A 14,594-nucleotide genomic window follows, 5' to 3' on the forward strand; every position below is an offset into this window, starting at 1 on the left:
TGATTATGTCTGACTACTTTAAGAGGAAAAATTATCAAAAACAAGCCATCGGTTTGTTTCTGTTTTTCATTTTCCTGAAGTCAGCATCTTCTGTTTTTGCGCAGGATATTCCAATAGGAACCTGGAGATCACATTTTAATTATTCTAATGCCAAAGATTTAGAGATAGCCGGAAATAAAATTTATTGTGTTACTTCAAACGGCTTTTTTTATTACGATAATACAGCCGGAGAGACATTTAGATTATCCAGAATAGATGGACTCTCAGAGTCATTAATCAGTAAAATAAAATACAGTCAGGTCTCAAAAACCTTAATAATTGCTTATAAATCCGGAAATATAGACCTGCTTTCTCTGAATGATCTGGGGGAACCGGGAAATATTCTTAATATTCCTTTACTTAAGGAAACCGCTCAGATTCAGGGAAATAAAGAAGTTAATCACATTGAGATTAAGGATAAAACAGCTTTTCTTGCCTATGATTTTGGTTTGGTCGTACTTGATCTGGATCGGCAGGATATCCGTGAAACATACCAGAATCTTGGTGACAATGGCTCAGAAATGGCCGTTTACCGGAGTACAATTGCCAACGACAGTATTTATCTGACATCTTCCCAGGGAGTAAGAGCAGCACCTTTTTCCTCCAATATTAATTTACAGTATTATGGAAACTGGAAGGGAATTAGTGCCAGAAAATACAAAATCTGTAATTCAAATACAGGCTTACTGGCGATTTTTGACGGAGAAGGAATCTTTAAGCTGGAAAAAGGGAAGTTTACCAAAATACTTGCGGTAAATGATAATCTTGTAAATGCAGCTTTTCTGAATAAATACAGTACTTTATCATTTAGTAATGGTTCCGTTTTTCTGGTAAATGCAGACGGTAAAATAGAGACCATTAAAACACCTTTTTCCGGAAACCCACAGCAATCACTGGCTGATCCTGCCGGAAAATTGTGGATTGCCGATGCTGTAAATGGTTTGGTCGGAAATGCCTCCGGTAGTTTTAAGAGTTACAGTCCTGTGAGCAATGATACACTCTTTCACATAAGAAAAGATTCCATTATTGCAGATGCCGATATGAACCTTTGGATCAGATTGGGATATTATCAGGGAATTTTAGTCAAAAATACCAAAAATCAAAGCCGTTATCTTTCTACAGCTGACGGGAGCGGAAAACTACCGAATGGTAATGTAAATACTTTATCATTAGACAAGGATGGTCAGATTTGGGTAGGGACCAGTAATGGTGTAGCTGTTTTTGACAATCCGACCGGGGCTTTTGACGGAGGGAGTTTTAATGCCTATACACCCGTTTTTGAGAGAAGAAGACTTTTAAATAACCAGGTTGTTACTGCTATTGCGATAGATGGCGGAAACAGAAAATGGATCGGCACACAAAACGGAATTTTCCTTTTTAATGCCGATGCCACTGAGCTTGTTACCAATTTTACAGATAAAAACAGCCCTTTGCCATCCAATGAAATTCAATACATTACGGTAGAGCCTGTCAGTGGTGAAGTTTACATCAGAACTACCAATGGTTTGGTCTCTTACCGGGGGACGGCTTCCGATGGGAGTCAGACGCAGGATCAGAATGCTGTAAAAGTCTTCCCGAATCCGGTAAGACCGGATTTTAACGGAACGGTCGGGATTTCAGGCCTGGTAGAAGATGCATATGTTAAAATTACAGATGCAAACGGAAGGCTGGTCTATGAAACCAGAGCAAACGGGGGGACAGCAGTCTGGAATGGAAGAATGCTCAATGGAGATAAAGTAGCAACCGGTGTGTATATGATTTTTAGTTTCAACCGGAAGGGAGAAGAGACACTGGTCAGCCGACTGGCAGTTATTAAATAACGTATGGTCTGGCCAGGGAAAGTAGAAAATTAATGAAAGATCCGAAAAAAACATTTAGAGAGAATCAGGCATATTTTGCAAAATTAAAAAACAAAAAGCCTAAAGTACTGGACGAAGCATTTGAGACGCTTCATGAGGAGGTTTTTGAGGAAACCGATTGTCTGACCTGTGGTAATTGCTGTAAAACAACCAGTCCGGTTTTTACAGATATAGATATTGACAGAATTGCGAAACGTCTGAGAATTCGTCCCGGAGAATTGATAACGAGGCATTTGCATATGGACGCAGACCAGGATTATGTGCTGAACTCCACACCCTGTACCTTTTTAGGGGCAGATAATTACTGTTCAATTTATGATATTCGTCCGAAGGCATGCAGAGAGTATCCTCATACAAACAGAAAGAATATGCTCAGTATACTGCCGTTAACCCTGGAAAATACCAGAATATGCCCTGCGGTGCTCGAAATTGTTGAAAGAATGAAGAAGGTTTTGTAAATTCCTAGTCGATATATAGAGTATTTCCAAATACTACATTATTTTTGGTGTTTGAAATTTGAAAAACTGCTTTACCCAAAAAATCTTATAGATTAAACTTAAAATTAACGAATGGCAACAACTGAATACTTAGGTATTGACGTCGGGGGGACTGGCGTGAAAATGGGCATTGTCAATGCCGAAACAGGAAACATTACTAATTTTCAGAGTTACGATACAGCGACCTGGCGTGAATCAAAGCATTTTGTTGAAAGACTGGCTGATGCAATTGCTTTACAGCTTTATCAGCACAAAAATGTGAAGAAGGTTGGTATCGGTTTGCCGGGTATTTTAACCAGAGATAGAAAAACACTTATCGAAATTACGGCCATTCCTGAAATTGACGGAACGCCTTTAGTGGAGATTCTGAATGAGCGTTTTACAGACCATGAGTTTTTTCTGGAAAATGATGCAAATGCTGCCGCGCTGGGAGAATTTTATTTTTCTCCGGAAAAAGATGTAATGCCTGAGAATTATATTTTCATAACATTGGGAACAGGTGTAGGCGGAGCAGCAATTCTGGATAAGAAGATCTTTTTAGGAGGGGATGGAAATGCCATGGAACCAGGACATGTACCTTCAAGAAACGGAAGAGTTTTGGAGCGTAATGTCGGTAAAAAAGAATTATTGATGTTGGCTAATGATATGAGAACAGCATGGAGAGGTAAAACAGTACTTCCATCTGATGGCTCTATTTCTACCACAGGTCTGGTAGTAGCCGCTGAAGAAGGAGACGAATTAGCCATCGCTATCTGGAATGAAGTAGGAGATATGTTAGGAGAGATGCTGGTAGGACTGATCCGTATTCTGGATATTAAAACAATACTGATCGGAGGAGGATTATCTGCTTCTTTTGATTTTATTCTTCCTAATATTTCTAAACAGCTTGACTACTGGCTGACTCCCGCATATCTTGAAAATGTACAAATCAAGAAGGCATTATTAGGGAATGATGCAGGTCTTTTAGGAGCTGCTTCATTGTGTTTTTAGTATATTTTTAAGGGTATTTCCTGAAGGTTACGCCGGAAAGAAAGACCTCATATTTACGACTCGTCGTATAAAAGTTCAAATTAAAAAAGATATTGTTTTGATATTTCATTGATTGTTACTGTTTAATCCCGGTATTGTTATATGTCTGGAAAAAATTGTTTGACAATCTGATTTTAAATCATAATCTTTGCACCGTTTTTCTAACCAAAAATTTTTTTCTAAAATGGCAGATATTGCAGAAAAAGTGAAGAGTATCATCGTCGAAAAATTAGGCGTTGAGGCATCAGAAGTTACTCCGGAGGCATCTTTTACTAACGACTTGGGTGCCGACTCTTTGGACACTGTGGAGTTGATCATGGAATTTGAAAAGGAATTCAATGTTTCTATTCCAGATGACCAAGCTGAAAACATCCAGACAGTAGGACAAGCAATTACCTATCTCGAAGAGAACGCTAAGTAATTTAAAGTTCGCAAATGTGTCAATTCCCGTATGATTGATAATCGGTGAGATTTATATTCTTGCTATTATTAGTCATCGAGTTGACACATTTTGTTTATTAGCTTCATCGGTAGATAGTTATATCCGTTCAAATGCAAATTCCCGGAGTGTTTTGAATTTTCTGTCCTTTTCAATGCCCGAATCTGTATCAGTTGACAGGGCTTGTATTAAGGTCAGTTTAGATTTGCAGAATTAAGACTTTACCGCTTTAACCCTTCGGTAAGAGTTCGGAAATTGGGACAAATCCCTTCAAAATACTTTTTTTGGAAATAAAATTCACAGATTTTTAGTACATTTAGTGGAAAATAGAGGTGAGAAGTGTGCGAAGAATGTGTTACGTACTATTTATATTCTTTAACACATTGCGCTTATTTCTTGTATCAAACTTCTGAAAATCTATCACAAATTAGATAACCTCATGACTTTCAAAAGAGTTGTAGTTACAGGTATGGGAGCTTTGACTCCGATTGGAAATACAGTAACAGAATATTGGCAGGGCCTTGTCAATGGCGTGAGCGGTTGTGCACCGATCACAAAATTTGATGCTGAAAAATTTCGTACACGCTTTGCCTGTGAAATCAAGGGATTTGACGTTAATAATTTTATCCCGCGTCAGGAGGCCCGTAAAATGGATCCGTTTACTCAGTACGCAATTGTTGCTGCTGATGAAGCGATTAAAGATTCAGGCCTTGATCTTGATAAAATCAATAAAAATAAAGTTGGCGTGATCTGGGGTTCCGGAATCGGAGGGTTGAAAACCTTTGAAGAAGAAATGATTTATTTCGGAAAAGGAGATGGAACACCTAAAATCAATCCTTTCTTTATCCCTAAAATGATTGCAGATTCAGCCTCAGGGCAAATCTCAATTCGTCATGGATTCCGCGGACCTAATTATGTTACGGTTTCTGCCTGTTCTTCTGCAAATAATGCAATAATTGATGCATTCAATTACATCAGATTAGGCAGAATTAATGTCTGCGTTTCAGGTGGTTCGGAAGCTGCTGTAACCATTGCCAGTGTAGGCGGATTTACAGCGATGCGTGCCATGTCTGAACGTAATGATGATCCTTCAACTGCTTCCCGTCCGTACGACAAAGACCGTGATGGTTTTGTGGTTGGAGAAGGTGCCGGATCAATTATTCTGGAAGAGTATGAGCATGCAAAGGCTCGTGGTGCCAGAATTTATGCTGAGTTGATCGGAGGAGGATTCTCTTCTGATGCTTATCACATCACCGCACCGCACCCCGAAGGATATGGCGCATTACTTTCAATGCAGGATGCTTTGGAAGATGCCAATATCAAACCGGAAGAAGTTGATTATATCAATACACACGGTACATCAACACCAATAGGTGATCCTCAGGAATTAAAAGCAATTGTTGATTTATTCGGTGAACATGCTTACAAAATGAACATCAGTTCTACCAAATCAATGACCGGACACTTGCTTGGCGGAGCAGGAGCTATTGAAGCAGTAGCCAGTATTCTGGCTTTGGAACACCAGATTGTTCCTCCGACAATTAACTGCTTTACCCCTGATCCTGAAATTGATTCTAAATTGAACCTTACATTCAACAAGGCTCAAAACCGTGAAATGAATATCGTTTTAAGTAATGGATTTGGTTTTGGTGGACATAACGCAACTGTTATTTTTAGAAAAATATAAATCCAGTTAGCAGATAACAGATCGGGTAAGTCTGATCTGTTATCTGTAAATTGATAACTGTATATTGTGAAGTCTTCTGTTATAAATCCTATTCTTGAGTTTTTTAAGAGTGACGATAGAGATAAAGTCCTCCGTAAAGCCGTAGAGAGCATCATTGGTGAGAAACCTTCAAATCTGATGCTTTACAGGCTGGCATTTATGCATTCATCAGTTTCCAAGGAAACTGTTGCCAAAGGCTATAAAGAGTCAAATGAAAGACTTGAGTTTCTGGGAGATTCTGTTTTGGGAATGATAACAGCAGAGTACCTTTTTAAGAAATTTCCTTATAAAGATGAAGGTTTTCTAACCGAAATCAGGTCCCGCATGGTAAGTAGAGAATCACTTAATGTGGTGGCCAGAAAAATCGGTCTGGAAAAATTAATAGAATATGATGGAAATCGCAGGACGGTATTAGCCCGTACGTCCATGTATGGCGATGCTTTGGAAGCACTCATCGGAGCGATTTATATGGATAAGGGTTTTCGTTTTACGAGAAAGTTTATCATCAAGAGAATTCTGACTCATCATTTCGACATAGATACAGTGGTTAATAATAACCCTAACTTTAAGTCATTGGTGATTGAATGGGCACAAAAAGAAGGAAAGGTACTGCGTTTTGATATTTCAGAACAGGGATCTATGCATAATAAAGAGTTTACGGCACAAATTCTGGTAGATAATGAGCCTTTTACCGAAGGAAAAGGTTACTCCAAAAAGAAAGCCGAACAAGCCGCCGCCATGAAGGCTTGTGATGAATTGGACTTGAAATAGTTTAAACTTTTTCATATTTCTTAGCAGACCATCGATTGGTTTTTCTGCCGCTGCAAAATCTTTGGTTCAATTTTTGCGTTCTTAATAAGTTGTAAATTGACCATTTTATGGATCTTAACATTGAATCTCAGGAATTAAAACTGATTTTCAGGTTAGAAACCGTTTAACTTTGGTCAAAAGCTCATATCCTTTACGTTTTCAAATTCTTTTAAAAGTATGAAGTTAGACCTGTCGGCCATAGAGAAATACGCTCAACAGTACGCAAGCAAGGTTTGTGAGGAATTTTTTAGTAAAAATACCAATATTTCAGGACAACAAATTATGCACCTCAGCAATGTTGGGCAGGTAAATGTCTTCATTGTCAAGGAATTATTTGGAAAATGGAAAGCTGATACAGAGAAATTCAAGAGTCCGTTTTTCAATTTCGAACACGAAGATGTAAAGTCAGCTTTGCAGTCTTTTATGAATGTTGTTTCACAGCATATTCAGATTTCAAGAGAGAATTTTGAACCTCTGTTAAACAATTCTGTTAAAAAGACCATCATTCTTTTACTTGATCCGAGTAAATATTATGATGATTTTGTCCGTGATTCTCCCGATTTTATCCTGACGAAAGAACGCCTGGCATTATTGGTGAAATATACCAAAATTAATAAAGGTGTTGCTGAAGCCCTGGAAAAGAGAATCGGAAAGGAAGAAAAAGTTTATGTTACGGAAGCAATCAGCTGGCTGAACGAAATTTCCGGAAATATTGAGTTTGAAAATCCTGATAAATACCTTGAAATGCTGTCGGGGAAAGTTCCTCTTGACAAACAGGATTTTATTAAAAAGGTAATTTCTGTTCTTCCCGAACCTGAAGCAGAGAAACCTGCTTTAAAAATGGCTCAGTCATTTTTCGATGCTGATCCTGAGGAACTTGTTGATGACGAAGAGGCTCCATTGCCAACTGTAGCAGAAGTAACCGCTCAGATTGAAAAAGAAGGCTCTCCGGATATTAAATTACCGAATTCGCTGAACGACTCATTCATTGATGATCTGCCTACGGTAAATGACTTGCTTAAAAAAGAAGTAATCAGTTCAAATAGTACAACTGATTTCGGATTTAATAAACCGATTAAAAGTATTGCGGATGCCATTAGCCTGAATCAGAAATTTATTTTTATCGGACGCCTTTTTGATGGAGATATTTCTTCTTACAATAAATCTCTGGAAGAGCTTGATGGTTGTGTTAATTTTAATGAAGCTAAAAATCTGATGAACAAATCACTGGCTCCAAAATACAACTGGATTATGGCGGCTGAAGAGGCTGATGAATTTTTAGAAATTGTTAGCAGAAAGTACCAGTAAATATTTTTAACTTAGTGCCGGAAGGCTTTAATCAATTGTCTGACAGGATTTTGATTAAAGCCTTTTTTGTTGTTTTACATTCTATGAATAATTTCCGGAAAATCATTGAATATAAGCAGCCGGTCGGCTTGCTTTCAGCGATTTTGGTCCGGATTCTACACTTAATAATTGATGAAAAAGTTTCTGATAGCTGTATTATGCTTCATGAGTCTGCATATACAGGCACAGGAGTATCCGAGAAAAGAAATTAACATTGAAGATTTTGTTCAAAATCTGATAGGTTCTCCTGAAAACACCAACATAGAAGACCTCTATGAATCATTTCTGCAATATTACCTTCATCCGCTTGATCTGAATACCGCCGGCAGAGAGGAGTTGTCTGCTTTGTATATTCTTTCAGAAAAACAGTTAAACAGCTTCTGGGATTACAGAAATAAAATCGGGACACTGATTTCAATTTATGAATTGCAAAGTGTACCGGATTTTGACCTCCCTCTGATTTACAAACTTCTGCCTTTTGTGATTGTCAGACCGAAAGAATCCGTATTACCTGATTTTAGCCGGAACCAACAATCTCTTCTGCTGCGATATAGTCAGATCCCTGAGAAAAAAAAGGGCTTTACCGATCCTGATTTGAGAAGTAAGGTTCGTTACGAAGGCCCCGCTTTTAAAAGCTATTTAAGATATAAAATGACCCATTCCAGGAATTTTTCAATGGGTTTTACTTTGGAAAAAGATGAAGGTGAAACCAGCCTGGCGGATTTTGCTTCAGCTCATTTTCAGTTACAGAATAAAGGTCATTTGAAAAACCTTGTCATTGGAGATTATCAGGTTCAATTCGGGCAGGGTTTAATAACTTCTGCCGGATTTTACCTCGGAAAGGGTTCGGAAACTGTGCTGGCAATCAGAAAAAGCCATTTGGGTATCAAAACCTATACCTCTGCCACGGAAATGAATTTCTTCAGAGGAATTGCTTCAACTTTCCGATTCGGAAACCTGGAAGTGACCGGTTTTTATTCGGGCAATAAAAGGGATGCCAATCTGTCAGGTGATTCAATACTGTCCCGGGAATCATACATCAGTTCTCTGCAAACCTCAGGCTTACACAGAACAATTGCTGAAATAGAGGATAAAAGAAGGCTTTTTGAACAGAATTTCGGGATGAATATTTGTTTTAAAAGACATGAAGAGGGCTTTATTTTCGGCCTTACCGCTCTTAAAACCTCGTTTGAGATACCAATTCAGCAATCGGACAAGCTCTACAAACTTTTTGAATTTTCGGGGAAAGACAACTTTTTAATAGGCTTGCATTATAGTTACCAGCTTCAGAATTTCAACTTCTTCGGAGAAATAGCCCGTTCTTCCGGCGGAGGCTGGGGATTAGTAAATGGAGTAATCGGAAGTCTGGGAAGAAATACAGACTTTTCAATGCTATTCAGGAATTATCAGAAAGATTTCCATAGCTTTTATGCAGACTCGTTCTCAGAAAATACCCGGAATATCAATGAAACGGGATTTTATGCCGGATTCAAACAACAGTTTTCAAGGAAGTTTTCAGCCTCGGCGTATGTAGATTTTTTTCGGTTCCCCTGGTATAAATATCTTGTGGATAAGGAAACGACAAATGGATTCGGATACTTATGTAAGGTATTATATCGGCCACGAAAGTCACTCGAAGCTTATTTGCAGTTTAAGGAAGAGAATAAAGAAGGAAATACTAAAATTCAGGAATCTTATACAGACAAAAAAGGGAACCTTAACAGCCGGGAAATTACCGTTGTGAGAAATAACACACGAAGGGTAATGTCAGGTAGTCTGACCGGAAAAATTTCAAATATCTGGAGTTTTCAAAGCAGAATTTCATTAGGAACGTCTCAATTTGAAGGGCAAGGTTTATCCAGAGGTTTTGCCCTTGCTCAGGATTTAAATGCTGATTTGAATAAATGGAATTTTTCAGGAAGAGTTGCCTTTTTTAATACCGATGACTACGACAGCAGACAATATTTTTATGAACAGGATGTTTTATATGCTTTCTCTTTTCCGGCCTATTCAGGAAAAGGAATACGTCATTCAGTGATAATCAGACGAAAGTTATCGAAGCGTATTGACTGTTGGCTGAGGTGGTCGAGGACGGATTTGTTTGACGGAATGACTTTCGGTTCGGGACTTGAAGAGATTAGCGTTTCCCATCGTTCGGAGCTGAAAATGCAATTGAGGTTTCACTGGTGACAAGACCACATCGTTTTATGCGACATTAACTAAGAATTCTTTTGAAAAGTTAAATTTTTAAAAGAATAAGAGTATATTGAGAAACAGGAATAATTTTCTGTAAGAGGTTCAGATAAAGGGTTCTATGTAATTATTCTGAAGGGTGGTGGAGAATTTAATAAAAAGACGCAATCCATAAAAAGTTATATCATTCGCTGTCAGATTATGAAAAGAATTTTCTTGTTTTTAGTATTCCTGTTTTCTTCGTTTTTCTTAACCTATTCCCAATCTGATAACCACAGATCTCCTGAGAACAAAACCCTCAGCGAGCAGATTAAAGCATTTGATCGTGCCTGTGATTCATTGAATAATATCGGTAATTATGAGGAAGAAAAGATAATTGCCGGAAAGGCTTTACAATTAATCCCGTCGAATGACTTTCAGAATATTGCCAATTTTAATTTCTATCTGGGGAATGCGTATGAAAACACAAATGGCTCGGATAGTATTTGTCTTGCCATTTATGGAAATACGATAAAATTTGCCGAAAAATCAGGTAAACCACTTTATAAAATTAACGCATTGGGTGCTATGATCAGCTTTGTTCATACACAGGAAGAAAGAGATAAAATTGAAGCTCAGATTAAGGTGGCAATGAACGCTGTAAATGATGAATATCTCAAAGCCAGGGCTTTAATGGGATTGGCGTCATACTCAAAAATTTCAGCAAAGGATGGTCAGGCTCTGGCGTACAGTATAGAAGCATTAGAGATTCTGAAAAAACTTTTTCAGCGGGAAAAAATTCCTTCTGATGAACTGGCAGAGGCATATTACTACGTCTCGAGGGCTTTCAGAAATATGCAGCAGGAGGATAAACAGCTCGCTTATCTTAAGGAAATGAGGAGATATATAGTCCGGAATAACCAATTACTGGCTTATTATTATCTGACGATCGGAGAGAATCTTTTTTATGGAAAAGATTTGTCCAGAGCTACTGCGTTCTACGACAGCCTGACGTCGGTGGCTTTAAAATGTAATAATTCTCTTATCTGGAATAGCAGACTGGAATGTGATCTTTATTTTGCCCAGGGATATGTAAAGTATAACGATAATAAAAAAGCACTGATTTATGCAAAAAGAGCCAATGAATTGAATCAGAAATGGGGATTCAGTTATTATGAGGCCAATATCTATTATACCAACGGCTCAGTCTATCTGGCATTGAAGGATTACAGAAATGCTTTGGCTTTTTTACAAAAAGCAGAACCTCTGGCAAAGCAAAACAGATACAATGCAATGTATATGCTTTGCCTGGAAAAAATCGGAAAATGTTATGGAGGATTAAATGATTGGAAATCAGCTTATTTGTATTCCAGTAAGTTTGCAACAACTCAGGATTCATTAGCTACTGTTAATTCGGAGAAAACATTTGCCGAAGCAGAAGAAAAATACCAGAACAAGGAAAAACAGCAACAGATAGAATTGAAGAATATTCAATTGGAAGATGCTCAGAAGCAAAAAATATGGTTGCTTTCCGGTTTAGGATTAGTCATGATCGCCTTAATCTTATTGGGGATTATTTATCGGAATAAAAGAAAAACTGCTGCAATTATAGAAGAGAAAAATCATTCGCTTGCCAGACTCAACGGAGAACTGGAAGAAGCTAATCAAACCAAAGCAAGACTTTTCAGTATCATTGGTCATGATCTCCGGTCACCGATTAGTCAGGTTTATCAATTTCTGAAATTGCAGCAGCTGAATCCTTTATTGCTGAATGAAGACCAGAAAAGTCAGCTCAGTATGAAGATTCAGCAAGCTACGGGTTCATTGCTGGAAACTATGGAAGATTTGTTACTCTGGTCTAAAACCCAGATGAATCAATTTAAAACTGAATTTCAGGTAATTGATTTACTTCCTGTTGTGGTGCAGAGCCAGCAATTATTACAATTGAATATTGATGCCAAAAACCTTCATTTAGAAAGAAAAATTCCGGAAAATATACAAGTAAAAACAGACCAGTATTTCCTGCAAACTATTATCAGAAACCTATTCCAGAATGCTGTAAAGGCTTCTCCACAGCAAGGTGAAATCCTACTGGAATGTTCACGGAATGAGAATAGTGTGATTTTTAGTATTCAGAATGATGGAGAGGCATTTAGCCAGGAACAATACGAACAGATAATTAAACGTCAGGAAAATACCAGAAGTTTATCAGGTCTGGGCTTGCACCTGATAGATGAATTATCCCAAAAAATCGGAGCCTCTGTGCGATTTGTAAATGCCGGAGAAGGAAAAACCCGTGCAGAACTTATACTTCCCCTCAATTAAAAACGATCCCTTCAACGATTATTAGCCTTCTTTCATCGGTTATGACTTTACAGAACCTGCTTTCATGATGTAGATTTATTACATAAAGTCTGTGTTCACTGCTCTGTTTTCTATTTCATATAGGAAGGGATTTCTGGGCTTCATTGGTGAAAGCCGGGATTATTATGCCGTTTATCCGTCAGATGATTCTGAAATCCGGACTATACACTTTTGATAAACCGGATAATGATTATAAAAAGGACTATCTAAAATACATATTCAATAAATTAATATTTCACTGGCCCTTGAAAATTCTATGAATGATTTACCGATTGTATCTGCCTTTGACAGACTTTTCCTTTACAAATGGAATACGATTTACCTGAACCGGAAAACGAGGTACATTTCTATCAGCGATATTATTTTGCTGAAAGCTGAAAGTAATTACACCTCTATTTTAATGAGCGACGGGAAGAAAATAATGCTGGCCAAAACTTTAAAAGAATTTGAAGCCATTCTGAGTAATCATCCCTTTGTTCGTATTCACCGCTCTTATCTGATTAACCTTAATAACCTTCAGAGTTTTGAATTGAAAGATGAAATGTTTGTTACCATGAAAACCGGTAAAAAAATAGATATTTCAAGAAGAAGAAAAATGATTTTCCGGGAGAAGTTTTTAGCACATTCCGCCTGAGAATATTAATACCGGAAGAGAATGCTATAAAGTAATAAAGCGGTACTCGCCGGGAGAGAGATGTTCAAGCTCTATTGTACCGATTCTTATCCTGACTAGTTTCAGCACCTCATAGTTAAGTTTATAGCACATTCTGCGGATCTGCCTGTTTAAACCCTGCACCAGAATAATACTGAAATTATATGAATCAATCTGTTTAACCTCACAAGACAAAGTGGTTTGTCCCATAATAACAATCCCCTCAGACATTGTTTTTATAAAATGTCCGTCAATCGGTTTATCTACAGTTACGAGATATTCCTTTTCAGTCTGATGTTCTTTTCTAAGTGTTTTGTCAAATAGCCTGCCGTCATTGGTAAGAAAAAGTAATCCTTCAGATTCTTTATCCAGTCTTCCGACCGGAAAAAGTTCTTCTTCAAAAGGGAGGATGCTTTTCAGATTATCCGGAATTTGGGTATTAAGTGTAGTTTCTATCCCTCTGGGTTTATAAAACGCTGCATAAACCAGTTTTTTACCCTCTTTTAGTACTTTCCCCTGATATGCAATGCTGTCCTGAAGTGTTAGAATGATGTTTTCTTCTACTTTCCTCTGATTTACTTCAATCTGTCCGCTCAATATCAGCGACAGAGCTTCCCTGTTTGAAATTCTTAAAGATTTTACCAGAAAATATTGAAGTCGGTTCCGGAATGTCATATATAGGCCGTCAGCTATCGGCTATCAGCCGTCAGACTAAAGAAAAAGATAAAAGCGACAAAAAAACGATGGCTGACAGCCGATAGCTAGACAATTGCTTGTCTGATTTTAACTAATTTTTCCAAAAGCCCTTCCAGCTTATCCAGTTGCAGCATATTGGCGCCATCAGATTTGGCCACAGAAGGATTCGGATGTGTTTCAATGAATAAACCTTCTGCTCCGACTGCAATAGCGGCCTTGGCAATGGTTTCAATCAACTGAGGCTGGCCACCCGTAACGCCTGAACCCTGATTCGGTCTTTGAAGTGAATGCGTACAGTCCATCACCACCGGAACGCCGTGTGCCTGCATTTCAGGAATATTTCTGTAATCAACCACAAGGTCGCCATAACCGAAAGAATTACCTCTGTCTGTAAGGAAAACTGTGGCGCCGGGATGTTCATGAAGTACTTTTTCAACAGCAAATTTCATGGAAACACCTGCCATAAACTGCCCTTTTTTGATATTTACCGCTTTCCCGGTTTTGGCAGCTGCGGCCAATAAATCTGTTTGACGACAAAGAAATGCCGGAATCTGTAATACATCCACATATTTTGCAGCCATTTCAGCCTCAATGGATTCATGGATATCTGTAACAGTTGGCAGGTCAAAATGATTACCAACTTCCTGTAAAATCTCTAAAGCCCTGATGTCACCGATTCCTGTAAATGAATCCAGTTTGGTACGATTAGCTTTGCGGTAAGATCCTTTGAAAATATATGGAATGCCAAACTGGTCAGTAATTCCCTTAATCTTTTCGGCAATTTCAAAAGCCAGGTCACGGCTCTCAATGGCACAACTTCCTGCCATCAGGAAAAAATTGTTTTTATCTGTATTTTTTAACTTTGGAATGTTCATGAGAATGAATTTTAAAATTACCGGAAAATATACCGGATTAAATAAATACCTATAGTTTTGTCTGAATATGAAAGAAATCCGTCGCCCCT

12 protein-coding genes are annotated in these 14,594 nt (G+C 38.0%); 10 read left to right on the forward strand and 2 right to left on the reverse strand.

What is annotated here, in order from left to right; all coding sequences use genetic code 11:
- Positions 1-5: 5 nt before the first annotated feature.
- The 10 genes from porZ (at position 6) to BM179_RS22470 (ending at position 12,916) form a co-directional block, all read left to right on the forward strand.
- A complete protein-coding gene (porZ, locus tag BM179_RS22420; protein ID WP_177219490.1) occupies positions 6-1,859 on the forward strand; it encodes a type IX secretion system anionic LPS delivery protein PorZ in 1,854 nt (617 codons plus the stop codon).
- Between the two features lie 32 nt (positions 1,860-1,891).
- Complete coding sequence (locus tag BM179_RS22425) at positions 1,892-2,356, forward strand: YkgJ family cysteine cluster protein (protein ID WP_092019415.1); 465 nt, start codon at positions 1,892-1,894, stop codon at positions 2,354-2,356.
- A gap of 111 nt (positions 2,357-2,467) precedes the next feature.
- Positions 2,468-3,385: an ROK family protein gene (locus BM179_RS22430; RefSeq protein WP_092019416.1), complete on the forward strand. Its 918-nt coding sequence runs from the start codon at positions 2,468-2,470 to the stop codon at positions 3,383-3,385.
- A gap of 223 nt (positions 3,386-3,608) precedes the next feature.
- Positions 3,609-3,845 (forward strand): acyl carrier protein, encoded by a 237-nt coding sequence (locus BM179_RS22435; protein ID WP_092019417.1) that lies wholly within the window; start codon positions 3,609-3,611, stop codon positions 3,843-3,845.
- 457 nt (positions 3,846-4,302) lie between these two features.
- A complete protein-coding gene (gene fabF, locus BM179_RS22440) occupies positions 4,303-5,550 on the forward strand; it encodes a beta-ketoacyl-ACP synthase II (protein ID WP_092019418.1) in 1,248 nt (415 codons plus the stop codon).
- Positions 5,551-5,616: 66 nt separating this feature from the next.
- Complete coding sequence (gene rnc / locus BM179_RS22445; protein ID WP_092019419.1) at positions 5,617-6,360, forward strand: ribonuclease III; 744 nt, start codon at positions 5,617-5,619, stop codon at positions 6,358-6,360.
- A 216-nt stretch (positions 6,361-6,576) separates the two neighbouring features.
- Positions 6,577-7,707, forward strand: coding sequence for a DUF8457 domain-containing protein (locus BM179_RS22450; protein WP_092019420.1), 1,131 nt, complete (start codon positions 6,577-6,579; stop codon positions 7,705-7,707).
- A 171-nt stretch (positions 7,708-7,878) separates the two neighbouring features.
- Positions 7,879-9,936 carry a ComEA family DNA-binding protein gene (locus BM179_RS22460; RefSeq protein ID WP_143095300.1) on the forward strand — a complete coding sequence of 686 codons (2,058 nt, stop codon included), beginning with the start codon at positions 7,879-7,881 and terminating at the stop codon, positions 9,934-9,936.
- Positions 9,937-10,140: 204 nt separating this feature from the next.
- Positions 10,141-12,243 carry a tetratricopeptide repeat-containing sensor histidine kinase gene (locus BM179_RS22465; protein ID WP_092019423.1) on the forward strand — a complete coding sequence of 701 codons (2,103 nt, stop codon included), beginning with the start codon at positions 10,141-10,143 and terminating at the stop codon, positions 12,241-12,243.
- Between the two features lie 295 nt (positions 12,244-12,538).
- Complete coding sequence (locus tag BM179_RS22470; protein WP_092019424.1) at positions 12,539-12,916, forward strand: LytR/AlgR family response regulator transcription factor; 378 nt, start codon at positions 12,539-12,541, stop codon at positions 12,914-12,916.
- 24 nt (positions 12,917-12,940) lie between these two features.
- Here the strand turns inward: BM179_RS22470 and BM179_RS22475 are convergent, their stop codons facing one another.
- Together BM179_RS22475 and kdsA are read right to left on the reverse strand one after the other, a co-directional pair.
- On the reverse strand, positions 12,941-13,609 hold the full coding sequence (locus tag BM179_RS22475; protein WP_092019425.1) for a pseudouridine synthase: 669 nt from the start codon (positions 13,607-13,609) through the stop codon (positions 12,941-12,943).
- A gap of 86 nt (positions 13,610-13,695) precedes the next feature.
- The gene (kdsA, locus tag BM179_RS22480; protein ID WP_092019426.1) at positions 13,696-14,505 is read right to left on the reverse strand and encodes a 3-deoxy-8-phosphooctulonate synthase; all 810 of its coding nucleotides are present in this window, start codon (positions 14,503-14,505) and stop codon (positions 13,696-13,698) included.
- Positions 14,506-14,594: the final 89 nt, after the last annotated feature.

Source organism: Pseudarcicella hirudinis, from assembly GCF_900115665.1.
In the GTDB taxonomy this organism is placed as follows: domain Bacteria; phylum Bacteroidota; class Bacteroidia; order Cytophagales; family Spirosomataceae; genus Pseudarcicella; species Pseudarcicella hirudinis.